This window comes from Flavobacterium sp. ASW18X, from assembly GCF_005144745.1.
In the GTDB taxonomy this organism is placed as follows: domain Bacteria; phylum Bacteroidota; class Bacteroidia; order Flavobacteriales; family Flavobacteriaceae; genus Croceivirga.
The window spans coordinates 23,698-48,240 of record NZ_SWKK01000004.1 but is presented as its reverse complement, the minus strand read 5'-3'; the positions used below and the strand labels follow the sequence as shown (position 1 = coordinate 48,240).

At 35.9% G+C, this 24,543-nt stretch carries 29 protein-coding genes; 15 read left to right on the top strand and 14 right to left on the bottom strand.

Annotated features, from left to right (window positions below; translation table 11 throughout):
* Positions 1 to 12: 12 nt before the first annotated feature.
* From FBT53_RS02960 to FBT53_RS02950, 3 genes are all read right to left on the bottom strand, one after another.
* Entirely contained in the window at positions 13 to 849 is an 837-nt protein-coding gene (locus FBT53_RS02960) for an outer membrane protein assembly factor BamD (RefSeq protein WP_136949686.1), read from the bottom strand.
* Between the two features lie 103 nt (positions 850 to 952).
* Positions 953 to 1,843: a 4-hydroxy-tetrahydrodipicolinate synthase gene (dapA, locus tag FBT53_RS02955; RefSeq protein ID WP_136949685.1), complete on the bottom strand. Its 891-nt coding sequence runs from the start codon at positions 1,841 to 1,843 to the stop codon at positions 953 to 955.
* Positions 1,844 to 1,846: 3 nt separating this feature from the next.
* Entirely contained in the window at positions 1,847 to 2,374 is a 528-nt protein-coding gene (locus FBT53_RS02950) for a hypothetical protein (RefSeq protein ID WP_136949684.1), read from the bottom strand.
* A 221-nt stretch (positions 2,375 to 2,595) separates the two neighbouring features.
* On the opposite strand from FBT53_RS02950, the gene FBT53_RS02945 reads away from it, so the two are divergent.
* Together FBT53_RS02945 and FBT53_RS02940 are read left to right on the top strand one after the other, a co-directional pair.
* Positions 2,596 to 3,645 carry a hypothetical protein gene (locus tag FBT53_RS02945; RefSeq protein ID WP_136949683.1) on the top strand — a complete coding sequence of 350 codons (1,050 nt, stop codon included), beginning with the start codon at positions 2,596 to 2,598 and terminating at the stop codon, positions 3,643 to 3,645.
* 461 nt (positions 3,646 to 4,106) lie between these two features.
* Positions 4,107 to 5,228, top strand: a complete 1,122-nt coding sequence (locus FBT53_RS02940; protein ID WP_136949682.1) for a DUF695 domain-containing protein — start codon at positions 4,107 to 4,109, stop codon at positions 5,226 to 5,228.
* On the opposite strand, the gene FBT53_RS02935 is transcribed toward FBT53_RS02940, so the two are convergent.
* From FBT53_RS02935 to FBT53_RS02910, 6 genes are read right to left on the bottom strand one after another with little or no spacing between them, the layout of a single operon-like run.
* A complete protein-coding gene (locus FBT53_RS02935) occupies positions 5,225 to 5,530 on the bottom strand; it encodes a hypothetical protein (protein WP_136949681.1) in 306 nt (101 codons plus the stop codon). The genes FBT53_RS02940 and FBT53_RS02935 overlap by 4 nt on opposite strands.
* Complete coding sequence (locus tag FBT53_RS02930) at positions 5,514 to 5,966, bottom strand: hypothetical protein (protein ID WP_136949680.1); 453 nt, start codon at positions 5,964 to 5,966, stop codon at positions 5,514 to 5,516. Before FBT53_RS02930 ends, FBT53_RS02935 begins: the two co-directional genes overlap by 17 nt.
* Before the next feature lies 1 nt (position 5,967).
* A complete protein-coding gene (locus FBT53_RS02925; protein WP_136949679.1) occupies positions 5,968 to 6,360 on the bottom strand; it encodes a hypothetical protein in 393 nt (130 codons plus the stop codon).
* 3 nt (positions 6,361 to 6,363) lie between these two features.
* Entirely contained in the window at positions 6,364 to 8,358 is a 1,995-nt protein-coding gene (gene ligA / locus FBT53_RS02920; protein ID WP_136949678.1) for an NAD-dependent DNA ligase LigA, read from the bottom strand.
* Between the two features lie 18 nt (positions 8,359 to 8,376).
* A complete protein-coding gene (gene prmC / locus FBT53_RS02915) occupies positions 8,377 to 9,243 on the bottom strand; it encodes a peptide chain release factor N(5)-glutamine methyltransferase (RefSeq protein ID WP_136949677.1) in 867 nt (288 codons plus the stop codon).
* Position 9,244: 1 nt separating this feature from the next.
* Positions 9,245 to 9,730: a GNAT family N-acetyltransferase gene (locus FBT53_RS02910; protein WP_136949676.1), complete on the bottom strand. Its 486-nt coding sequence runs from the start codon at positions 9,728 to 9,730 to the stop codon at positions 9,245 to 9,247.
* Positions 9,731 to 9,760: 30 nt separating this feature from the next.
* Here FBT53_RS02910 and ribD point away from each other — a divergent pair, with 30 nt between their 5' ends.
* From ribD to FBT53_RS02890, 4 genes are read left to right on the top strand one after another with little or no spacing between them, the layout of a single operon-like run.
* Positions 9,761 to 10,810, top strand: coding sequence for a bifunctional diaminohydroxyphosphoribosylaminopyrimidine deaminase/5-amino-6-(5-phosphoribosylamino)uracil reductase RibD (gene ribD / locus FBT53_RS02905; protein WP_136949675.1), 1,050 nt, complete (start codon positions 9,761 to 9,763; stop codon positions 10,808 to 10,810).
* On the top strand, positions 10,803 to 11,402 hold the full coding sequence (locus FBT53_RS02900) for an HAD family phosphatase (protein WP_136949674.1): 600 nt from the start codon (positions 10,803 to 10,805) through the stop codon (positions 11,400 to 11,402). Before ribD ends, FBT53_RS02900 begins: the two co-directional genes overlap by 8 nt.
* Positions 11,402 to 12,265, top strand: coding sequence for a DMT family transporter (locus FBT53_RS02895; protein WP_136949673.1), 864 nt, complete (start codon positions 11,402 to 11,404; stop codon positions 12,263 to 12,265). Before FBT53_RS02900 ends, FBT53_RS02895 begins: the two co-directional genes overlap by 1 nt.
* Positions 12,265 to 12,882, top strand: a complete 618-nt coding sequence (locus tag FBT53_RS02890) for a YigZ family protein (protein ID WP_136949672.1) — start codon at positions 12,265 to 12,267, stop codon at positions 12,880 to 12,882. The genes FBT53_RS02895 and FBT53_RS02890 overlap by 1 nt, the downstream gene beginning before the upstream one ends.
* Here FBT53_RS02890 and FBT53_RS02885 read toward each other — a convergent pair.
* Positions 12,871 to 13,269: a thioesterase family protein gene (locus FBT53_RS02885; protein ID WP_136949671.1), complete on the bottom strand. Its 399-nt coding sequence runs from the start codon at positions 13,267 to 13,269 to the stop codon at positions 12,871 to 12,873. The two genes, FBT53_RS02890 and FBT53_RS02885, sit on opposite strands and share 12 nt — an antisense overlap.
* 212 nt (positions 13,270 to 13,481) lie before the next feature.
* Between FBT53_RS02885 and dnaA the strand changes: the two genes are divergently transcribed.
* Genes dnaA through FBT53_RS02870 form a run of 3 tightly spaced genes read left to right on the top strand, consistent with a single transcriptional unit; the run spans position 13,482 to position 16,093 of the window.
* Entirely contained in the window at positions 13,482 to 14,906 is a 1,425-nt protein-coding gene (gene dnaA / locus FBT53_RS02880; protein ID WP_136949670.1) for a chromosomal replication initiator protein DnaA, read from the top strand.
* Between the two features lie 12 nt (positions 14,907 to 14,918).
* Positions 14,919 to 15,371 (top strand): low molecular weight protein-tyrosine-phosphatase, encoded by a 453-nt coding sequence (locus tag FBT53_RS02875; RefSeq protein ID WP_136949669.1) that lies wholly within the window; start codon positions 14,919 to 14,921, stop codon positions 15,369 to 15,371.
* Positions 15,371 to 16,093 (top strand): SAM-dependent methyltransferase, encoded by a 723-nt coding sequence (locus FBT53_RS02870; protein ID WP_136949668.1) that lies wholly within the window; start codon positions 15,371 to 15,373, stop codon positions 16,091 to 16,093. The genes FBT53_RS02875 and FBT53_RS02870 overlap by 1 nt, the downstream gene beginning before the upstream one ends.
* Positions 16,094 to 16,103: 10 nt before the next feature.
* On the opposite strand, the gene FBT53_RS02865 is transcribed toward FBT53_RS02870, so the two are convergent.
* The 4 genes from FBT53_RS02865 to dapF form a co-directional block, all read right to left on the bottom strand.
* Positions 16,104 to 16,745: a hypothetical protein gene (locus FBT53_RS02865; RefSeq protein WP_136949667.1), complete on the bottom strand. Its 642-nt coding sequence runs from the start codon at positions 16,743 to 16,745 to the stop codon at positions 16,104 to 16,106.
* Between the two features lie 147 nt (positions 16,746 to 16,892).
* Complete coding sequence (gene mltG, locus FBT53_RS02860) at positions 16,893 to 17,939, bottom strand: endolytic transglycosylase MltG (RefSeq protein WP_136949666.1); 1,047 nt, start codon at positions 17,937 to 17,939, stop codon at positions 16,893 to 16,895.
* On the bottom strand, positions 17,936 to 18,430 hold the full coding sequence (locus tag FBT53_RS02855) for a GNAT family N-acetyltransferase (RefSeq protein WP_370323662.1): 495 nt from the start codon (positions 18,428 to 18,430) through the stop codon (positions 17,936 to 17,938). The genes mltG and FBT53_RS02855 overlap by 4 nt, the downstream gene beginning before the upstream one ends.
* A gap of 23 nt (positions 18,431 to 18,453) precedes the next feature.
* Positions 18,454 to 19,263, bottom strand: coding sequence for a diaminopimelate epimerase (dapF, locus tag FBT53_RS02850; protein ID WP_240729750.1), 810 nt, complete (start codon positions 19,261 to 19,263; stop codon positions 18,454 to 18,456).
* Between the two features lie 104 nt (positions 19,264 to 19,367).
* Between dapF and FBT53_RS02845 the strand changes: the two genes are divergently transcribed.
* From FBT53_RS02845 to FBT53_RS02820, 6 genes are all read left to right on the top strand, one after another.
* Complete coding sequence (locus tag FBT53_RS02845; RefSeq protein WP_136949663.1) at positions 19,368 to 20,759, top strand: S1C family serine protease; 1,392 nt, start codon at positions 19,368 to 19,370, stop codon at positions 20,757 to 20,759.
* Positions 20,760 to 20,885: 126 nt separating this feature from the next.
* Positions 20,886 to 22,334, top strand: coding sequence for a glyceraldehyde-3-phosphate dehydrogenase (locus FBT53_RS02840; protein WP_136949662.1), 1,449 nt, complete (start codon positions 20,886 to 20,888; stop codon positions 22,332 to 22,334).
* Positions 22,335 to 22,416: 82 nt separating this feature from the next.
* Positions 22,417 to 23,028, top strand: a complete 612-nt coding sequence (locus FBT53_RS02835) for a tRNA (guanine-N1)-methyltransferase (protein WP_136949661.1) — start codon at positions 22,417 to 22,419, stop codon at positions 23,026 to 23,028.
* A 6-nt stretch (positions 23,029 to 23,034) separates the two neighbouring features.
* Entirely contained in the window at positions 23,035 to 23,484 is a 450-nt protein-coding gene (locus FBT53_RS02830) for a GNAT family N-acetyltransferase (protein ID WP_136949660.1), read from the top strand.
* A gap of 24 nt (positions 23,485 to 23,508) precedes the next feature.
* Complete coding sequence (gene trmD / locus FBT53_RS02825) at positions 23,509 to 24,189, top strand: tRNA (guanosine(37)-N1)-methyltransferase TrmD (protein WP_136949659.1); 681 nt, start codon at positions 23,509 to 23,511, stop codon at positions 24,187 to 24,189.
* Between the two features lie 3 nt (positions 24,190 to 24,192).
* Complete coding sequence (locus FBT53_RS02820) at positions 24,193 to 24,507, top strand: hypothetical protein (RefSeq protein ID WP_136949658.1); 315 nt, start codon at positions 24,193 to 24,195, stop codon at positions 24,505 to 24,507.
* Positions 24,508 to 24,543: the final 36 nt, after the last annotated feature.

Genomic DNA, 24,543 nt, shown 5'->3' with positions numbered 1-24,543 from the left:
ACAATCTAACTTTTATTTAGCAACTTCCTCTTGTTCTAGATTCAGTTCTTCCTTTAATACTTCGTAAAACTTATCAACTTCCTTCTTATACTTGGTCTCTGGGTAAGACTTTAATAACGCCTTATAATAGTCCAAAGCTTCCTGATAACGCTCCTCTTGCTTTACTGCGACACTGTTTTCAGCCAAAGTCATTGCAGATTTTAATCTGTAATAAAAAGCATCTTCACGATAAACAGAACCTGGATTATCTGTGATAAAATTGTTAAAAGCCGTCATAGAAGATATCAAAATGGGATAGTTAAATTCTCCCAATTTATCAAACTGTTTGGCTATTTCTAATTCTTTTCTCTGCTTTTTAGTAGTAAGCTCCTGCGCCATATTATTGGCCTCCTCAAAGTACTCTGATTCTGGGAACGTGTTGATAAAATTCTGCAATTTAGCAAGGGCTTTATCTGTATCTGTTTGATCTAATGAATATTTTGGAGACATTTTATAGTAGCTCTTACCTTCTAAAAAAGAGGCCTCTTGTAGTTTATCACTTTGTGGATAGGATTTGATAAAACGTTCAAATTGATATCCTGCCAAGTAATATTGTTTTGTTTTAAAATAAGAATTTGCAAAAAAGAACATCACTCGTTCTCCTTGCGGTTTACCTATATATTTTGGAGCTATTTGCTCAAACAAGCGGTTAGCTCTTTTAAAATCTCCTTCATTATAGTAACGCTCTGCTAAATCGTACTTTGCTTTAACATCTTCATTCTTAAGTACTTTTTGGTACTCGTTACAAGAGGTTAGTACGATAGCGCCCATTAACGCTATAATAAGATTAGTGCTCTTTTTCCAAAACATTCTGCAAAATTAGTGATTATCAACGGATTTATAAAACACAAATTAGAATCAAAAAAAAGAGGCAACCTAGTTGCCTCTTAAGTTTTAGTCAAATTTTAACGCATTAGGCAGGTACTTGCTGTGTCGTCTTTAAAAACTGTGCTATTTTTTGTTGTAATTCCTGACTAGCCGACACTAATGGTAAACGCACATTGGTACTTCCAATACCTTGTTGCGCGCAAAGTGCTTTTATCCCAGCTGGGTTACCTTCCTCGAAAATAAGATGCATTCCACTTAAGAGCGATTGATGGATAGCGTAGGCTGGCTCACTATCTCCTTGCAAACCAAGTGCTATCATTTTGGAAAATTGAGAGGGCAAACCTTGTCCAATGACAGAAATCACACCGCTACCACTGGCTAAAACGGTTTGTAACGCAGTAAAATCATCCCCAGAAATGATTAAAAAATCCTCTGGTTTATCTTGTATCAACTGATCTATTTGTTTAGGGTCACCAATTGCTTCCTTTATACCAATAATATTTTCAAAATCTCTTGCTAGACGCAACGTTGTTGCTGGCAACATATTACTACCTGTTCTAGAAGGTACATTGTACAGTATAATAGGTAGTGGCGCTACCTCGGATACCGCTTTAAAATGCTGATAAATACCTTCTTGTGTAGGTTTATTGTAAGCAGGTGACACCGATAATATGGCTTGGTAATCTATAAAATCTAAGGTTTGCAATTCTTCTACCAATGCCATTGTATTATTACTAGCTACCCCAACCACTAAAGGTAAGCGACCTGCATTTACTTTAGAAACGGTTTGCATCACCAATTGTTTCTCCTCGTTGGAAAGTGTAACGGATTCCGCAGTAGTTCCTAAAACTACCAAATAATCTGTACCACCTGCAATGTTGTATTCTACCAAGGCTTCCAGAGCCGGTACATCTACCTTTAAATCTGAGGTAAATGGAGTTATCAACGCTACACCTGTTCCAATAAACTGCTCCATGGCTTAAATTTCATTTAATATTGTCAAATACTTTTTTAGTTCGTTTTTGAACGTGTTATAATCGTTCATTTGCGCTCCAAGAATTAAATCGCTCAAGGCGTTGTCACCACCTACCAAACCTACTCTTATTCGAGCATCTACATGTAACGACATCAATTTTAAAAACAACCTATCATCTGTAAAATAATTTATGAGCACATCATAAGGTCTACCCATAAATTCAGAAAAATCGCCATTTTCAACAGAGCCATTCCATCCCAAATCCTTATCAGTGCAAAAAGGAATTGAGAACATACCGTTTTTATCTTTCCCTCTCTTATAACCAATAATTTGTACCGCATTGGGTTTTAATCCCAAGGTGTTTTTAAGCTCCTTAAAAATCTCTGCGTTATTAAATTGGTCCATGTCTACAATACACGCCACATTACCAATGCCTTTTTTATTGTTCAATGAACTTTCTTGATTAAGCTTATCCTCCACAAACTTTTTGGCGGACTTAATCTTAAATTTATCTTGGATTACTTTGAACACACTTTACTATTTAACTATGCCATTACTGCAAATGTAAATATTCTGCTCAAAGCACTGTGCGAAGTTACAGGAAAGCCTAAATTAAATAATTACACATTTTGTTACAAATACAACAAATTGAAATTTTCATTTTCTAACCTTCTCCTTGCACAAGCTTAACACAACTCTCTTATATTTAGACTAATAAATTTCCCCACAGTACTAAACACATAATAATTGCCATGGCTACATTAAAATTCGCACTTTGGAATGCCGAATGGATGAACGAATTGTTTACAGGAAATCCACCACAATTTCATCCCAACAACCACAAAGGTTACATGACAAAACAAAAAATTGAAAACCGGCGTAGAGATTTGGCTGGTGTTATTCATGATATTGATGCTGATATCTGGGTGCTCGTAGAAGGTCCTAACCAAAAAGAAGAACTACAATTATTCTTTGATAGTGATATACAAGGGGATTGGCAGTGCGAGGTACAATCTTCTGGAGCACAAAGTATTGGCATTGCTATTAAAACAGATAACAACTTATTTGCAGCAAATCCTATAACATGGCATGATTTATTGAACGACCCTTTGGCACAACCACTCCGAGCGGCTACGGATGATTTTTTTATGGATACTGATAATGATGGCTTAAAAGAACAACACAAATTTGAACGCAGACCACTTTATGCAACGATACATACGGCCAACCAAAAAGCCTTTAGAGTGGTAGGTGTACACTTAAAGAGCAAAGGAATATTCAACGCAATGGAATGGTCTAAGTGGTGGGCAAAAGCTGATGGAAATCGAAAAAAAATTGTGGCCCAATGCTATCAATTGCGATGTGCCTTCTTAGATGATTATTTAGAAGATGCTACCACAAAAGACATCCCTATCATTATTTGCGGTGATATTAATGACGGTCCTGGTTTTGACACCAGCGAAATGAAAATCAGCGCTAGCGGTGTAGAACGTCTTATGGGTAGTATTTGGCAACCAGAAAAAACCTTGGGCAATGTAATGTTTGATAGTTTATCTGCCGAAGACCAAAAAGAATTGGATTTTAGAAGCCTTTATACCGCAAGTTTTAAAGACCCCATTTTTAATAACCAATACCAACGCGCATGGATAGACCATATTTTATACAGTAAAAACAGGAAAGATTGGATTGCTAATGGAAAAATTATAGATTCCCTAACTAATGGCGAAAAAATATACCGAGCTTTCCCTGATTCATCAGACCATTTTCCTGTAGTGTGCAACATAGAAACAACTAGACTGTAAATTATTTTCGTAATTAAATCTTAAAATTTGTAAGAAAATTATTATGTAAGTTGAAATTAAATTAGTTTTGAATTGTTCATCGTATAAAGAAAAGCATTTAACTCCCCCGGCTTTTCTTTTTCATTTTAGGGTGGATTTGTACTACAAATAAAAACCACGAGTATTCCTATACAAACTTAGATTAACACCCTTAAACAAATGATTTTTAGCTAATTGACAAGAGGACTATTATCTGTAAAATTGAAGAAATATAATCTTAAAATGCAAATAGCCATAAGCTTTTATTAATCTAAGAAAAAGGAAAGAATCTAATTGTATGAGCTACTAAGTTCATTTAGAAGAAATTCTAAATCTTATCATGATAATTTCGAAACACAATTACAATAATCTACACTTAGCTCATTAATATAATATATACTTATATTTAAACGTTAGTATTTTTAAATGTATAAAACTAGTCTATGAGTTTCTTTAAAAAGCTCTTTAACAATGCCATAACTAGCAAAACAGTTATAGAACAACCTTTCACTACTTACAAAGATTTTTGGAACTGGTTTACACAACACCAGGAGACCTTCTACAAAGTTATAGCAGCTAATGGTGATATTACTAAAGTGTTTTTTGACGAGCTATCTCCTAAATTAGAAGTTATACATCCAGGGATATGGTTTTTATGTGGTATGTATAATGATACCACGGCTGAGCTCATTTTAACTCCAGATGGTATCGTTAAAAATGTAGTGTTTGTAGAAGAACTAATTGCAGAAGCTCCAGAATTACCTAATTGGAGATTTACAGCTTTAAAGCCTCCATCCATAAAAGGTGAATCAACGTTGGAAAAAGATGGATTTTCTTTCAGTGCAGTGAAGTTAAATTTTTATAGCATTGATGACATTAGCTATCCAGACCAAATAAGCATTACCGTAACGCACCAAGATTTTTCTGAGGAAACTAAAGATGCTATTTTCCAAGGGGTTTGTCTTTATCTAGATAATTATATTGGCGAACTAAAATTTATAACTTTAATTGATGACATTACAGTTATTCACCCATCCCAAGCATCCCAAGAACTCGTACCAATTAACAAATTAAAAGATTTCTTAATCTGGAGAGAAAAAGAATTTATAGAGAAATATACAGGAACCAGACGTAATACTGATACGGATAACTATTCTCTTTTAGAAGCAACACTTGAAAATGGTAATCCACTTATTGCCGTTGTAAATATGGATTTACTTAATTGGGACAGTAAAGCCTCTCATCCTTGGATTGCAACGTTCTCTATTAATTATAAAGAAGCTTTAGAAAATGGTATGCCTAATCAAAAATGTTTAGACATGATGAATGGTTTAGAGGATGCTATTTTAGAAGAATTAAAAGATGAAGAAGGATATTTAAATATTGGTAGGGAAACAGCAGACCACTTAAGAGAAATCTTTTTTGCTTGTAAGGATTTTAGAAGAGTTTCTAAAGTGTTGAACCGTTATTGCAAAAATAGTGATGATTTGGAACTAAAATACACAGTTTACAAGGATAAATATTGGCAGTCTTTTAATCGGTATATACCTAACCCAATTAGCTAATTAGTCTTCAACAAAGCAGCAATTATTGTATCTCTTTCTTCTCGTATACTAATATTTGGCATGGTCTTACCTGCTTGGCGATACCAATAATTAGCATTCCATTGGTCACCCTCTTCTCTATGTAAATGAGCATGTACCCATTTACTAGTGGCATCTGTACTCTGGTCTACCAAATCATGTGCATTTTTCCAATTCTCATTACAGGCCCACCATAAAGCCTGTAAATAATTTGGCCAAGATTTTATAGGCTCATCAGCATCCAAGGTGTCTTTAAATACTTCTAAACTAACGGGTACTTTCATCTTTTTGTTTTTCTAACACTTCTTGTACATCTTCTGGCTCAAAAACATATTGTGGCCAAACGCGGTGCCCTAAATAGCCACCGCAAAACATAATTAACACTTGTAACCATGGCTCAATTTGTAAATCTTCTATTTGCCCAATTGCAAACAAAAGAATAAGCATAGCTAAAAAACCAAAGAAACCAGAAATCTCTTTCTTCTTTACCGTCACTTTTCTATTAAAAAATACTTTGGCTATAAGTCCTGAGAGCAGAAAGTTCAACCAAATCAGTTCGCTTCGATTGTGTTCTACCACCTCACTAAACGTGGGAAATTCATCCCCCAATATTACAAGAATGATATCTAGAACAACCATAACCCCAAAGAGAATAGCTAAAATTAAGCGAATGGTATTAATAGCCTTTAAATGACGTAACAGAAAGAATCTCAACTTCATCTTAATCAAAATTTAATGACCATAAAAAATGACCGTAAGCTAGTCCTAACAATAGTAATAAGCATAAAAACCATAAAGGCTTTTTAAATTCAACCTTATACCCTATGATGGTGCAAATAATAGCTAAAGCGAACAAAATATAAACAGGCCAGCCGTCCCCTATATAGAATGCCTTATTTGTAGTACCAATAAATAAATGCCCCAAAATTGCACCTAATGCAAATGGGATGAAGAAAAACTGTTTTTTGGCAGCGTCTAGCAAAATAATATTAGAGGTATCATCCTCTAGTTCGTTAAGATTTAGCGCCACCTCAAAAAGCACGTAAAAAATAGCAAAACCTATCATGATGTTACGCACCATTCTATAGGCTTCAGGATTAAACAGTTCTTCCATACCCTAAAGCATATTTAAAAAATCTTGTTCGCTTATTATAGGCACACCTAAATTTTCTGCTTTGGTACGTTTACTAGGTCCCATTTTATCCCCAGCCACTAGATAGGAAGTTTTTGAGCTTATAGACGACCCTACCTTACCTCCATTATCTTCTATCATTTTCTTAAGTTGATTGCGGTCTAATGTTTGGAACACTCCAGAAACCACTAAGGTTTGCCCTTTTAGTGTATCTGATTGGTTTTGCAGTTGTTCATTTGACAAGGAAAACTGCAATCCATAAGACTTTAATCTTGCCACCAACTCTTGATGGTGTGGGTCTAAGAAAAATGATACCACACTTTTAGCAATACGCGTACCTATTTCATCTATGGCAGTCAACTGCGCTTCCGTAGCCGCCATTAAAGCATCTATATTTTTATAAGCTTTTGCCAATTTCTTAGCTACGGTTTCCCCAACATACCTAATCCCCAAAGCAAACAAAACCCGCTCAAACGGAATAGCCACAGATGCAGCCACACCCTTAACCAAATTTTCAGCAGACTTTTCGGCCATTCGTTCTAAAGGCAATAGTTGTTCCTTATTCAGTGTGTACAAATCTGCGTAATTACGTATCAAACCTTCCTTAAACAGCAAGTCTACTGTTTCCCCTCCTAAACCCTCTATATCCATAGCCTTACGACTAATAAAATGCTGTATTCTTCCTGTAATTTGGGGTGGGCACCCCATATCGTTTGGACAAAAATGCTGAGCCTCGCCTTCTTTACGTAATAGCTCGGTACCGCATTCCGGACATTGTTGTATGTATTGAGTAGGCTCCGAGTCCAAACTTCGTTTGGTAAAATCAACTGCGATAATTTTCGGAATAATTTCACCTCCCTTTTCAACAAATACCGTATCCCCTTCCCTTACATCTAATTTTGCAATTTGGTCAGCATTGTGTAGTGATGCTCGTTTTACTGTTGTACCGGCAAGTAAAACAGGATTTAAATTAGCAACCGGTGTAATGGCGCCAGTTCGCCCCACTTGGTAAGTAATTTGCTTTAAGACGGTAGCCACTTGTTCTGCCTTAAATTTATATGCCATAGCCCACCTAGGCGATTTGGAGGTGTACCCTAGTTCTTCTTGCTGCACAAGATTGTTTACTTTAATAACCACACCATCGGTTTCATAAGGTAAATCGTGACGATGTACATCCCAGTAGGCAACAAAATCCATCACTTCTTGGGTAGATTTACACAATTTAGCCACCGTAGGCACTTTAAAGCCCCATGCCCTGGCTTTCTCTAGCATATCAAACTGAGTATCAAAATTTAAATCGGTGCCCACAATACTATACAACAAACACTCCAAAGGTCGTTGCGCTACCAAACTACTATCTTGTAACTTTAAGCTTCCAGAGGCCGTATTTCTGGGATTCATATAGGGTTCTTCTCCATTTTCTAATCGCTCTTGATTCATCTGAGCAAAACCCTCTAAGGGTAAAATAATTTCGCCCCTAATGTGGAACTTTGGAGGGTAATCTCCTTTCAACTTAAGAGGTACAGACTTAATCGTTTTAATGTTTGTAGTAACGTCATCTCCTTGAAAACCATCTCCACGAGTCACTGCCCGTACTAGCGTGCCGTTTTCGTATGTTAAACTTATACTAGCACCATCATACTTTAACTCACAGGTATAGCTCACTTCAGCATCACCTAAAATGCGTTGTATACGTTTTTCCCAATCTTCTAAGTCTTCTTTAGAATAAGAATTGTCCAAGGAATACATGCGGTAATCATGAACCACGGTATCAAAATTCTTAGTAATACCGCCACCCACGCGTAAAGTTGGTGAGCTTTCGTCAAAAAACTCTGGATGCGCCTCCTCTAATGCCTGTAACTCTTTCAACTTCATATCAAAATCATAATCTGATATTGATGGTTGGTCCAAAACATAATATTGGTAATTATGCGCTCTTAACTCCTCTCTAAGTGCAGTAATCTTTTTTTCTACATCCATAATTTACGGTGACAATACCTAATTTTTGCCCGATTTAATTCCTTTTAACATTCGGAAATTACCAAAAATATCCTTTTTCAATTCCACTTGCTCAAAAGAGTTTTCCACTAGTAGTTGCTTTGTTTCCTCTGGCAGGTACTGGTTAATTTCAAAATACAATCTACCACTGGGTTTTAAGAATATTTTTGCTTTTAGAGTGATGTGTTGATAAAAAATGAGTGGGTCTTGGTCCGAAACAAAAAGAGCCGTTACTGGCTCATAATCTTTTACGTTTTTTTGAATTTCTGCTTTTTCCAATTCTCGAACATAGGGCGGATTAGACACTATAATATCCCAAGGTCCTTGTAGTTCTTTTTGGAAATTATCAGACAATACATCAGCCTGTAAAAAATTTACAGCTACACCATTCTTTTCTGCATTTTGCTCTGCAACAGCCAGAGCTTCTTTGCTAATATCTATTGCGGTCACAGATGCTTTAGGAAGTTCTTGTGCTATGGACAATGCAATACACCCACTACCTGTACCTAGATCTAAAACCTTGAGTTGTTGATCCACCCTAACATCTTCCAAAATCCATGACACTAGCTCTTCTGTTTCTGGCCTAGGTATAAGCGTATCTTTAGTTACTTTGAGTACTAAATTTCTAAAATATGCTACACCTGTAATGTACTGTAAAGGCTCTTCTTGTTTTAAGCGATGAAGCGCATTGAACAATAGTGATTCTTCCTCTTTACTAACTACATAATTAGGCTGCATAACTAGGACAAACTTTTGCAGGTTTAAAAAATAGTCTATCAAACCATAAAAGAAACTATCTATCTCTTCTTTGGGATAGTAATTTACTAGTTCTTTATGAAAGATACTTTTGATTTCTGAAAGCTGCATATTATAATTTTCTCAACATATATACTGGACAAGCAGAGTGGCCTGTACAGCCCATAGGAGCATCAATGTATTCAAATCCATTTTTCTTATATAATTTTTGAGCAGCTTCCATATAGGGCATGGTTTCTAAATACATTGCTTCAAAACCATAAGCCATAGCCTGGTTAATACAGGTAGTTATCATTTTAGCACCCAAACCTAAACCTCTAGCCTCTTCTAAAAAATACATTTTTTGTAGTTCACAAACGTTGCCTTCATAATTATCCAAAGGTGCAATTCCGGCACAACCTATTACCTTACCATTGGCCTCAACTACAAAATAATCACTGCGATCTTTCTTATATGCATTATACATATTATCTAAGGCCTTATCTGCATAGGCTGTACCCACTTTTGGCACTCCTAGGTCTTCTAAAACCTTCCGCACTACTGCAGCAATATGGGCATTATCTTTTGGGGTTATTTTTCTAATTACAGGAGTGTTCATTACTTTGAAATTAAATGCTACTTTTAGGGCATGAATATAGACGAAAAATACTTGTTTCGCTGTATAGAATTAGGCAAAAATGCTTTAGGTAGCGCTGCACCCAATCCTATGGTGGGTTGTGTTATAGTGTATAATGATAAAATTATTGGGGAAGGCTTTACAAGCCCTTTTGGTGGGCCACATGCGGAAGTTAATGCCATACATAGTGTTAAAGACCAATCGCTTTTACAAAAAGCTACACTGTATGTAACCCTAGAACCTTGTTCACACTACGGAAAAACACCTCCCTGTGCAGACTTAATCATTGAAAAAGGAATACCCAATATTGTTATTGGCCTTAAGGACCCGCATGAAAAAGTTGCAGGGCAAGGCATTCAAAAATTGAAAGACGCGGGTAAAAATGTCGTCTACGGGATTCTGGAAGAAGAATGTAGAGAACACCATAAGCGTTTTTTAACTTTTATAGAAAAAAAGCGTCCTTACATCATTCTAAAATGGGCAGAAACCTATGATGGTTTTTTAGCTCCTGACCCACAAATGAGAAGTAAAAACCCAGAACCATATTGGATTACAGGGATACCTGCAAGACAATTGGTTCACAAATGGCGTGCAGAGGAACAAGCAATTTTAGTGGGCACAAAAACTGTTCTAATGGATAACCCCTCCTTAACTGTTAGAGATTGGAAAGGAAAAAATCCTATGCGTGTTGTTATAGATAAAGACCTAAAATTATCTGCTACAGCCGCAGTTTTTAATGATGACGCCAAAGTGCTAGTATTAACAAATAAGAAGACCACTGCAACTAAAGCGAATTTAACCTACCTAACCTTAGATTTTAGCACTCCCTTAGTTCCACAAATTTTAAAAGCATTGCATCTGCAAAATATAACAAGTTTAATTGTAGAAGGTGGCGCCAAAACATTAGAGCAATTTATTACGGATGACCTTTGGGATGAAGCCCGAATTTTTACTGGAAATACTGTATTTAAATCTGGAATTGCAGCACCAAAAATTACAGGAAAACTTATGTTTGCACAAAACTTAGAAACCGATAGCCTAACCATACTGTATAATGATTAAAAACATCATTTTTGATTTTGGCGATATTTTTATCAATCTAGATAAAACGGCAACACCAAAAGCAATGTCAGAATTCGGGTTTACCGAAATTACACCTTCCCTAGACCATCTATTTAAAGCTTACGAAAAAGGAACGATTAGTACCGATGTATTTTTGCAAGAAACGGGAGCAATTTTCCCAAACGCAAGTAAAACTGACTTGATAGACGCTTGGAATGCCATTTTAAAGGATTTTCCAGAGTATCGTTTAAAGTTTTTACAAGAATTTAAAAAACAGCATAATTACCGATTGTTCTTATTAAGCAATACGAATGATTTGCATATTGAAGAAGTAAAAAAACAGATGGGCAATGCCTATACTGAATTTCAAAACTGTTTTGAAGTTTTTTACCTTTCTTACAATATGGGTAAACGTAAACCAGATGCCGATATATTTGAGCAAGTATTGCAAGAAAATAATTTAATTGCAGAAGAAACCTTTTTTATAGATGACACCCAAGAGAATACAGACACCGCTGCAAAACTTGGCATGAAAACTTGGAATCTATTAGTGGGCAAAGAAGATATTATAGACCTTAAAAAACATTTATAATGCTAAATCTTGCTCTAAGTGTTTTATGTTCTAGCCTCATTTTTGTGGTATTCAAACTTTTTGGCACTTATAAAGTTCAGTCACTTTACGCTATTGTGGTCAACTATTTTGTTGCCTGCATTTGCGGACTTCTTTTTTATGAGGGAGATGTGCAATTGGGCAATCTAACACAGACTGGTTGGTTTTATGGTACATTTGCTTTGGGCGTATTATTTATTACCATTTTTAATGTAATGGCAAAGTCATCTCAGGTAAATGGAGTTGCAGTTACCTCTGTTGCCACAAAAATGTCCTTAGCTATCCCTGTAGTATTTGCTCTTGTTGTTTACAAAGAGAGTTTATCCTTTTGGCAAGGCATTGGCATACTCCTAGCTTTAGGCGCTGTGTATTTTGCTTCTATCAAAAAGAAAGGATTAGTAATTGACCCTAAAACGCTTTTGCTTCCTTTTCTGGTATTTGTGGGATCTGGGGTTATTGATACTACCATAAAGTATATCCAAGATGAATTTTTAGACGAAAGTCTGTATCCCATATTTTCCGCTACTGTTTTTGGTGCCGCAGGCACCACAGGCGTTATATACCTTTTAATAAATAGTAGAAAGGTACCCTTAAAACTAAATTTAAAAAATGTGGTAGGCGGAATTTGTTTAGGAATCCCTAATTACTTTTCAATCTACTTTTTATTACAGGCTTTGAATAATCCAAATTTTAATAGTGCATCTATCTTTACTATTAATAATGTTGCCGTAGTTATGTTTACCACTTTAATTGGTATTCTGCTATTTAATGAAAAATTATTGCCTAAAAACTGGCTAGGTGTGGGGCTAGCTATAATCAGTATACTTTTGGTAGCTTTGCTATAATGCAAGAGGTAGAAGACAGTTATAAAACCATCAAAGAACCCGTTACAGATGTCCTTTTCAAAGAAAAGAAAAGCAAGTTTATCAGCTATGCGTATCCTATATCTACAGAAGAAGAGGTAAAGCCGATTATTGAAACATTGCAACTGCAGTACCCCAATGCCAACCATGTTTGTTACGCTTGGCAATTGGGAGTAAAAAATGTAAGATACCGTGCTAACGATGATGGTGAACCCAATAACTCTGCTGGTATGCCTATTTATGGTCAGTTGCAAGCATTTGAACTCACTAATACACTAGTGGCTGTTGTTCGGATTTTTGGTGGTGTTAAATTAGGCGTAGGCGGTCTTATTTCTGCTTATAAAACCGCAGCGCAATTGGCTTTGGAAGAAGCTAAAATTTGCACACAATACCAACAATCAAGCTTACAACTACAATTTACCTATGAGCAAATGAACAACGTAATGCGGTTAATTAAAAAACACCAATTAGATATTAGTGCACAACGATTAGAAATGGACTGCTCCATTACTCTTCAATTTAGAACCAGTAAATTAGCAGCAGTTAAAGAAGACTTATCCCTTTTAAGAAAGGTAAAGGTTAAAATTTTAACCCCTTAACTTATCTAAGATATAACCTGGGCATTTTATAGGCTTCATTTTTAACTTATCCATGAATACTAAAGTGGTGCTTGCCTCGACCAACAACTCTTTATTTTCGTTATAAATTTCGTAGTCAAAAATAATTCGTACGCCTGGAACTTTTCTTAGAATGGTTTTTACTGTGATTAAGTCATCGTACTTTGCAGATTTTTTATACAAAATTTGTAAGTTTATTACAGGTAACATTACACCGTCTTCTTCCATTGTTTTGTAAGAAACACCTAAAGCTCTAAGCCACTCCACACGACCAACCTCAAGATAATCAGCATATTTACCATGATATACTACTCCCATTTGGTCTGTTTCGCCATACCTTACTCTAAAACTACATGTGTTAAAATTCATAAAAAGTGCAAAAAAATACTATATTTATAAGATCTGCTTTTGGGTTACAAAGCATGCAAAAAAAAAAGTATATTTTCAACTGATGCCCTATTTTTTTTTTAGCTTTTTTGTTCACATATTTGCCCCTGTTCATAGCAACAGGGATACCCCCAAAAGTTTTATCCTATAAAACACGAGTTAAACACTAACCAACAACAAAGGACACACTAAGAATGAATAATACTGCATCTTCCGTATGGAACAATTGTTTGGCATTTATCGAGGATAATATCCAACCGCAGGCATTCAAAACGTGGTTCCTTCCTATTAAGCCCGTTAGACTTGCAGACAATGCATTAAGCATACAAGTGCCTAGTAAATTTTTCTATGAATGGCTAGAAGAGCATTACGTAAAGCTCTTAAAAGTTGCTCTAAGAAAGGAACTCGGTGCCAATGCTAAGTTGATTTATGTAATTAAAATGGAAAACAAGTACGGTAACAATGAATCTTTTACAGAAAAGATTCCGAGTTCTAACCGTTCTGCTATGGCACCACAAGAATTGGATGTTCCTATAACTTCTAAAAATCCGGAGCTTAAAAACCCGTTTGTAATTCCTGGTATTCGAAATATTAAAATTGAATCCCAATTAAATCCCAATTACAATTTTGAGAATTTTTTAGAAGGAGACTCTAATAGGTTAGCACGTTCGGCAGGTATGGCAGTTGCCAATAAACCAGGAGGCACTAGTTTTAATCCATTAATGATTTTTGGCGGGGTAGGCTTAGGAAAAACTCACCTAGCACATGCTATTGGAGTAGAAATTAAAGATAAATACCCAGAACGTACAGTTCTCTATATTTCTGCGGAAAAATTTACGCAACAGTATATTGAATCCGTTAAAAAGAATACCCGTAATGATTTTATTCATTTTTATCAATTAATAGATGTACTTATAATTGATGATGTACAATTTTTAAGCGGTAAATCTGGGACTCAAGATGTGTTCTTCCATATATTCAATCACTTGCACCAAAATGGCAAACAAGTAATTTTGACCTCAGATAAAGCACCTGTAGACATGCAAGATATTGAGCAACGCTTATTATCTCGGTTTAAATGGGGCTTATCTGCAGAATTACAAAGTCCAGACTATGAAACTCGGGTATCCATCCTTAAAAACAAATTGTACCGGGATGGGGTAGAAATGCCAGAGGAAATTATAGACCACGTTGCTAAAAATATTAAAACGAACATTCGTGAGTTAGAGGGAGCAATCATTTCTCTGATTGCACAATCCTCTTTTAACAAAAGAGAAGTTACTTTAGATTTAGCGCAACAAGTAGTAGAAAAATTTGTAAAAAACACTAAAAGAGAAGTGTCTATTGACTACATACAAAAAGTAGTTTCTGATTACTTTGAAATGGATGTGGCCACACTGCAGTCCAAGACACGTAAAAGACATATTGTACAGGCAAGACAGCTAGCAATGTTTTTTGCGAAAAAATTCACTAAAGCATCTTTAGCAAGCATAGGTTCTCAAATAGGCAAACGAGATCATGCTACGGTATTACATGCCTGTAAAACTGTGGATAATCTTGCGGAAACCGATAAGCAATTTCGCAAGTACATAGATGATTTAACTAAAAAATTCACCTAAAAAGTTTACTGCATGACCAAAGTACTCATGGTGTGCCTTGGCAATATTTGCAGGTCTCCGTTAGCAGAAGGAATTTTGAAAGCTAAAGTTGACCCAGATAAAGTATATGTAGACTCCGCAGGCACAGCAGGTTATCATATAGGTAATGCGCCCGACCCTAGGTCTGTTGCTGTTGCTAAAATTCACGGTCTAGATATTAGCAAACAACAGTGTAGAAAGTTTATTCCTGAAGATTTTGATGCCTTTAACAGTATCTATGTAATGGATAAAAGTAACTTGGCTAATGTTTTAGCTTTAGCTAAAAATGATGCAGATAGAGCCAAAGTTAAATTATTACTTAGTGAACTAAATGGTCCAATAAAAGAAGTACCAGACCCTTACTATGGGGGAGATGACGGTTTTGAAAAAGTATTTCAGATGATAGATGAAGCTTGTACTAAAATTGCAAAACAAATAACACTCTAATGAATACCACAAGCCCCCAAGGTATTTTATATATGATACCTACAATGTTGGGAGATACAGCTCCGTTAGAAGTTTTGCCGTTGTCTATAAAGCAAACTATTGAGAATATTGACTTTTACATTGCGGAGAATGAAAAAACAGCAAGGCGATTTATTAAAAGAATAAGCCCATCTAAATCACAACCTTCCTTACATTTTCAGCTATTAAATAAATATACAGACCCACTAGAAATTCCTTCCTTTTTAGACCCATGTCTAGAAGGCACTTCTGTTGGTTTATTATCAGAAGCTGGGTGCCCAGGTATTGCAGATCCAGGGGCAGATGTAGTTAAGATAGCCCATGAAAAAGGTATACAGGTTGTCCCTTTAGTAGGCCCCTCCTCTATTCTATTAGCACTTATGGCCAGTGGAATGAACGGGCAAAGCTTTGCGTTTAACGGCTATTTGCCAATTGATGGAGCAGAACGAGGAAAAGCGCTAAAGAAGTTTGAAAAACTTTCAAAAGACATACAACAATCTCAAGTATTTATCGAAACTCCTTACAGAAACGATAAGTTGTTTCAAGAAATGCTTAAAAAGCTGCATCCAGAAACCCGCTTATGTATTGGTATTGATATTACGTTACCTACAGAATATATAGTCACTAAAACCATACAAGAATGGAAAAAGACTAGTTTAGACCTTCAAAAAAGGCCAGCGGTCTTTATCATACATTCCTTTTAACCAATTCTATCTACACCTTAGGCCGCTGTACCGCTTTAATGCCAGACACATCAAAACCTGCAAACTTTTTAATATAATAAGCAATGGTACTACCGTAGGCGTCTGCAAAATCTTGTTGTCCGTAAGACCTCAAGTATTTTTTAACATTACCAGCACCAGCCAAATGTGCTGCCGCAACAATACCAGATTCTGTTATTACAGTACCATTGATTTTCTTACCCACAAATCTCTTAATATCTCTACGCAAAATCCATTTATTTCTTGCCACGTTCAATTCAAAAACACGTTCTTGAATTTCTGGATTTTGAATAAAGTCATCCACATCATACACACCCATCAATCGTAGAGTGCCTGCACCAAATTGGTATTTACCTAGATACCCCAATGTATTTATAGAGGTATAATCACCTCTAGACTCTTTAAAAGCCAAGGCTTCTTTAAAACCATGGAAAGATTTACCAAGAAAAACAGAAGAAGTTTCTTCTTTTGGCTGATTTGCCAATATTTTTGGATATCCAAACTTGTACACTCCGTCTGCAACAACTAAATCTGCAGGTACAGCTACCTTATTACTTTTTGCCTTATAACTGGCAAAACTGGTCAAAATTGTAATTATGGCAAGATGACCTAAAAAACCGATCCATCTTTTCATAAGCGTTCTCTTTTAAGAATTCTCGCAAATTCTAATTAGCGGGCAAATATAAGAGGGGATCTTTGTTCTAGAGGTTAAAATTTCCTAACTTTTTGATAAATAGGTATTAAAATCCGCCAAAAGGCATGCTTTGTGGGTTAAAATGCACTATCTGTTTATTTTTTGCTGGTTTAACCATCGGACGTACTGCACTTTATTTTGGTTGTGCTGCGCTAGGGTTTTGGCAAACATATGATAGCCGAACCTTGATACATCTGCTACAAAATATAAATAATCATGCTTTTCCGAATTTAAGACTGCATCTATAGATGAAACATCTGGCATTGTTATAGGCCCTGGTGGAAGCCCAGCATATTTATAAGTATTGTAGGGAGAATCCATCTCTAAATCCCGAAACAAAACCCGTTTTATGATGGTATCATAATTCCCTGTTTCTTTTTTTATAGCATAAATTACCGTTGGATCTGCTTGCAACAACATACCACGTTTTAAGCGGTTTAAATACACTCCTGCTACACGTGGTCTCTCATCTACCTTTACAGTTTCCTTCTGTACAATAGATGCCAAAGCCGTAACTTGGTTAGGTTTCATACCTAATTGTTTTGCTTTTGCCCTACGCTCCTCATTCCAAAATCTGTTGTATTCTTTCAACATTCTTGCCCTAATACCTTCTGCAGAAGTATTCCAGAAAAACTCATATGTATTAGGAATATACATGCTTAAGTAATTTGGTTCATCAAAACCATTTTCTGTTAGAAAAGTAGCATCGCTAAGGCTTTTTAAAAGGCTTAAACTATCTGGTTCTAATTGCGCAGCAATGCGCCCTGCTAGTGTAGCAATACTTTCTTGATTATTAAAAGTTACTTTAACGGGCAGGTTACCGCTACGCAAGGCATTCACTAATTCATTATTATTCATTCCTTTCTTTAGTGCATACCTACCTCCTTTTACATTAGTAGTATAGCCTTTGCGCCTTGCTACCGCAACAAAAGAATCGACATCATCTAATAAAGGCGTCAATTGTTGCATCACTTCCCCAAATCCTGCATCGGAAGGTATAAAAACATAGGCCTCTTTATTAGAAAAAGCCGTATTTGGTGTAAAAATGGCACTATACACGTAATATGCAAAAATTCCGCACACTAGCAAACCTAATACGGCTGTTGCCCAGATAACTTTCTTTAAATTTTTCAAGCGTTTATTTTTTGATATAAAACTTCATTCTTAAACGTACCATCTATACGCACCCAATCTTTTTTTGTTCCGATAAGCGAAAATCCTAATCTTTCAAATACCGTTCTACTAACACTATTGTCTTCTAATATATTTGCAAATACTTGATGTACATCTAAAACCTTAAATGCATAATCACAAACCAACTGTAATGCCTCTGTACCTATTCCCTTACCCCTATCTTCCTCATTATATACTAACACTCCTACTCCCACACGTTTATTTATAGGGTCAAATTCAAACAAATCTATCAACCCTAAACGCTTATTATAATCATCACAGATACAGAATCTAAATTGTTTAGCTTCATAAATATCTAAATGTGCTTGATTCAAATATCGTTCTAATATAGCTTTAGAATAGGGTGCAAAAGTACCGCTTAGCTCCCATATTTTAGTGTCATTCTCCAACCGATAGAGGTACTCTAAATCTTCTGGTTCTAGTGCTCGCAACTTACAATATTTGCCTTTGAGGGTTAACATTTTATAACACCAGAAAATACTTGTTTTGCACTACCTTTTAAACGCACTTTGGTAAAACTGCCATCTTCTTGGTGTTCAAAAGAAACTTCTAAATCTCCACCCATTGCTTTGATTTGAATTCTTTTAACATCTGTTTTTTTAGCTGCGTACATGGATAAGGCCACTGCAGTTACCCCAGTACCGCAAGACAATGTTTCATCCTCTACACCTCTTTCATAAGTGCGTACAGCGTAGGTTTCTGCGTCTATGGCTTCCACAAAATTAATATTACTCCCCTTTTCGCCATAAATACCATATCGGAGTTTAGCACCCTCTTCCTTTACCTTTAGCTTAGGCAAGTCTTTTACCAATTGTACATGATGAGGCGACCCCGTATTCACAAAATAATACTTATCTCTTTGCTCTACAAGAGTTACATCTATCATCTGTAAAGAAACTACATCTTTTACTAGGGTTGCATGGTGTAATCCGTCTACGGCGTTGAACGTAGTTTCTCCTTGTATTATTCCTAAATCTCTGGCAAAGGCCACAATACATCTGCCACCATTACCACACATGGTACTTGGATTACCATCAGAATTATAATATACCATCTTAAAATCTGACACATTGTCATTTTCTAATAGTATGAGTCCATCTGCTCCTATTCCAAATCGTCTGTCGCATAAAAAAGCTACCAATTCCGTGTTTTCCTTTGGAAAAGATAAAGCTCGGTTATCCACCATTACAAAGTCATTTCCCGTGCCTTGATATTTATAAAATTCTAATTGTAAGCCTGTGTTCATGCCACAAATATAGTACATTCTTTAAGCTTTGTTTAGCAGTTAAAAAGCCGTTAAACTGTTAAAATTGGCACGATTTATGGCTAATTTTAAACAACAGAAAGAAAATAAAATTTAATGAACATATGAAAAAAGTAGCACAACTATTTTTGGTAGCTCTATTAGCTGGCGGAATTACACTTGGAGCTTATAAAACCTTTTTAGAAAAGGACCAATTTACATTTGTATCAGAATCAGACAATAACCCTTTTATCACCACAAGTATGCCAACATCTCCAAGAGGTGCGGATATAAATGAGGTGGATTTTACGATAGCTGCAGAAAAAACGGTGCACGCCGTAGTACACGTTAAAAACATGACGGTAGGTACCAGTAATCCTATTGCGGAATTCTTTTACGGTTATAAAGGCGGACAACCATCTCAAGTTGGCACTGGTTCTGGAGTAATCATTTCGCCTGACGGATATATTGTAACCAACAACCATGTTATTGACAATGCTAAAAATCTAGAAATTACACTGAATAACAACAGAAGTTACGATGCAGAAGTGGTGGGTACCGATGCCAATTCTGATATTGCTTTATTAAAAATCAACGTTGAAGAACCCTTACCCTATTTAGCATTTGGAGATTCTGACAATGCAAAAATTGGCGAATGGGTTTTAGCCGTAGGGAATCCTTTTAACTTAACGTCCACGGTTACCGCAGGTATTGTAAGCGCTAAAGCACGTTCTATTAGCCCAGGCAGAAACCAATCGTTTATACAAACTGATGCCGCTGTGAATCCTGGTAATTCTGGTGGTGCATTGGTAAACACTAATGGAGATTTAATCGGGATTAATACCGCAATTACCTCACAAACTGGTTCGTATGTAGGCTACAGTTTTGCAGTTCCTAGTAACATTGCTAAAAAGGTGGTAGATGATTTACTTGAGTTTGGTAAGGTACAAAAAGGGATTTTAGGCGTAACTACTATAAATGCTAATAGCTCTGTAGCAAAAGAGAAAAATTTAGACCAAATAGATGGGGTTTATATAAATGGTGTAGAAGATGAATCTGGCGCAGCAGATGCTGGCTTGCAAGAAGGTGATATTATTAAACAGGTAGGGAATGTTAGAGTATCTAAATTTTCTGAATTAACCGGATATTTATCTACTAAACGTCCTGGAGACATCATAGAAGTTATAGTAGATCGTAATGGAAAAACGGAGACTTTTGAGGTAGAATTAAAGAAAAAAATGACCGAGATTTTACCTATTATGGGCCTAGAGGTTAAAAATCTATCTAAGGATGATGAAAAAGCGTTTAAAACCAAAAAAGGTGTGAAAATTACGAATGTTCCGGAGCGTTTTAGAGGTTATGAATTAGAAGATAAGGTAATGATTATGATAGACGATGAAGAAATTAAAGATGTAGATGATGCCAAGGAATTATTTGGTAGTATATCTAGATACGGACGTACAAGCATAACGCTACTTGGCAAAAATGGGGAGCGAGAAAGACTAATTTTTCAGTAGTTTACCCGATAAAGATTACCATTGAAAGAGCATCCTAAAAAAGGATGCTTTTTTTATTTCACAAACTTTCACGAAAACGTTTGAAATGATACTTTTGCAAAAACTTTAAGACTATTCTAAACTGTTATGAGCAACATTACATCCTACGAAAAGGAACTTGCTTTTCAGGCTGACAGAAGAAAGGCCACGACTGAATTCATTAAACTTATTAGCGATTTATGGTATGATAAAGCTATAGAGATTGTCCTCTTTAAAAATCAGGTAATTGATAAAAATGTAAGTGATATCATCAACCTACATGAATACGCTGGTGAGTTTGTGCAAAAACCTATTTCTATTTTTGATTCGGTAGAGATTTTAAGGGCTATCAATGATATTCCCCTACCACCTGCAAAAATAGATATTGGTAAACTAACGTATGAATTTCACACTCAAGAAGATGAGCATTTAAATGTCAAGGCCTTTGTACTAGATAAGTTGAATGACGCGCAATCCTCTAAACCTATAAAACCCAAAGATGTTGTTTTATACGGTTTTGGAAGAATTGGTCGTTTGCTTGCAAGAGAATTAATGGCAAAAACAGGAAAAGGCAACCAATTGCGTCTACGGGCCATTGTAACCCGTGGCGAAATTACAGCAGAAGTACTAGAAAAAAGAGCTGCATTATTAAGAACAGACTCTGTTCACGGAGAATTCAGCGGTACCGTGAGTATAGATACAGAAAACAAGGCTTTAGCCATTAATGGAACTACTGTTTATTTCATTAGTGCTAACCAACCAGAAGATATAGATTACAGTGTGTATGGCATTAAAGATGCCCTAATCATAGACAACACAGGCGCCTTTAGAGATAAAACTGCTTTATCTAGACATCTAAAAGCTAAAGGTGCCAGCAGAGTATTGCTTACTGCCCCTGGCAAAGAAATTCCTAACATTGTTCACGGTGTAAACCACACGGAGTACGACCCTAATAAAACTAAAATATTTTCAGCGGCATCTTGCACTACAAATTCTATTACTCCAATATTAAAAGTAATAGAAGATTCGCTTGGCATTAAAAAAGGACATCTAGAAACCATACATGCATATACCAACGACCAAAACTTGGTAGATAATATGCATAACAAATACCGCAGAGGTAGAGCGGCCGCTTTAAATATGGTTATTACAGAAACAGGAGCCGGCAAAGCGGTATCTAAAGCGCTACCAGTGTTAGAAGGTAAGTTAACGTCTAATGCCATCCGAGTGCCTGTACCCAACGGTTCTTTAGCTATTCTTAATTTAGAAGTGAATAACAAAACAAGCAAGGAAGCGGTAAATACAATTCTTAAGAAATATGCTTTGGAGGGCGATTTGGTAGAGCAAATTAAGTACTCCTTAAGTAATGAATTGGTGTCTTCTGATATCGTTGGCACTTCTGCCCCTTCTATTTACGATAGTAAAGCTACTATTGTAGATGCAGAGGGCAATAATATTGTGCTTTATGTTTGGTATGATAATGAATATGGCTATTCTCATCAAGTGATACGTCTGGCTAAATACATTGCCAAGGTAAGACGTTACACCTATTACTAGAATATTTTTGGGGATTGGAGTAATTGCTGTAACTTCGCCAATCCCCAAAATAATCTAAGAACACTAAAGCATTAAGAACACTATGAAAAAGCTTTCAATGTACCTACTATTGGTAGGTTTGTCCATTGCCACAATGGCTGCCCAAGAAGCAGAAGAAGAAACTACGCAAGATGACCCATCTGTTAAAGGACAATTTGAAACTTTAATACGTAAATCTGGTAACTATAGGGCCAACGGAAAAAGATACGAAGTTGTTAACGTAATTGACTTGGATCGTTTGCAACGGAATGTTATAGATTCTCTAAAAACCGCTAATAATACCATTAGCGATTTAAACGCTACCATTCAAGAACATGAAAATACTATTAGTGGTTTAAATAGTAAATTAGATAATACTACGGAAAACCTAAATACTATTACACAGGAAAAAGATAGTATTGATTTTTTTGGGGTTCAAATAGACAAAGGAACGTATAAGCTGATTGTTTGGTCCATAATTCTAACATTGGTTGTTTTCTTGGCTTTCTTTATCTATAAGTTTAAAAATAGCAATTCGCTTACACAACAGGCCAAAATTGCTTTAGCAGATTTAGAAGAAGAATACGAACAACACAGACGAAGAGCTTTAGAAAGAGAGCAAAAGATTAGTCGTAAGTTACAAGACGAAATCAATAAAAATAAAAAAGGTATTTAATTACATATGAGTACCGTAGAAATTAAAAGAGCCACACTTGCAACTATTGCAGATGTGGCTTTTCTTTTTGATGCCTATCGCGTTTTTTATAAGCAAACATCTGATGTAGCAGCTGCTCATAAATTCTTAACAGAGAGATTATCTAAAGATGAATCTGTAATTTTTGTAGCTTATTTGGAGGGCAATCCCGTTGGTTTCACCCAATTATATACTTCTTTTTCTTCAGTCTCACTACAACCACTTTTTATTTTGAACGATTTGTTTGTAGAAGGAGCACATAGAGGCAAAGGTATTGGAGAACAATTATTATTCGCTGCTAAAACACTATGCAAACAGAACAATTATAAAGGCGTAGCGCTAGAGACAGCAGAAGATAATCCGGCTCAACATTTGTATGAAAAATTAGGTTGGATAAAAGATAATGGATTTTTGCATTACTTTTGGAGCTGCAATTAAACTATTTGCTTTTATACTTCCATTGTGCGCATAGATATCATAACAGTATTACCCGAGTTATTACATAGTCCATTTGAGGCCTCTATTTTAAAACGTGCCCAAGAAAAAGGGCTTGTAGAGGTTCATTTACATCAACTTAGAGACTATGCTGTTGGCAACTACAAACAAGTAGATGACTACCAATTTGGTGGTGGTGCTGGCATGGTACTTATGATTGAACCTATAGATAAATGTATTAGCCAATTAAAAGCAGAGAGAGATTATGATGAGGTGATTTATATGACTCCTGATGGCGTTACACTTAACCAACAAATAGCAAACGAACTTTCTTTAAAAGGAAATCTAATTATTCTTTGCGGTCATTATAAAGGTGTAGATCAACGTGTACGGGATTTATTAGTTACTAAAGAAATATCTATAGGAGATTATGTTTTATCTGGTGGTGAACTTGCAGCAGCTGTTTTAGCAGATTCCGTAATTCGTCTTTTACCAGGGGTTTTAAATGATGAAACTTCTGCACTTACAGACACCTTTCAAGACAATTTATTAGCACCGCCAGTATATACTAGGCCTGCTGAGTATAATGGGCATGAGGTACCAGAAATTCTAACCAGTGGTAACACCCCCAAAATTGAAGAGTGGAGGGAAGAGCAAGCGCTAAAAAGAACTCAAGAACGCCGACCAGATTTACTAGACAAAGCGTAGACTATGGAATATTTAGATATTTACTCAATCCTAACAGCAATATTTACGGGACTTGTTTCCCTTCTCTTTTTAGTCTTAGGAATAATCATGGTTACCAAGACAAAAGGGTTACCTAGTTATTTGGTTTTAGTCGGTTCAATATTGGGAATACTATTCATATCTGGGCGATTAGTACTTTCAATACTATTTGCCCAACATTCAGTTGAAGCCTTAGTAAATGCACAAATGATTTTTAACGTCTTTGCCGTGTTGCCAAGTTTATTAATCGTTACAGGACTAATAGCTTTTGTTATCAACCTGCCTAAAACGAAAAACTGAGTAGAAAATTCCTTACAAATGCTTGTCTAATCAAAA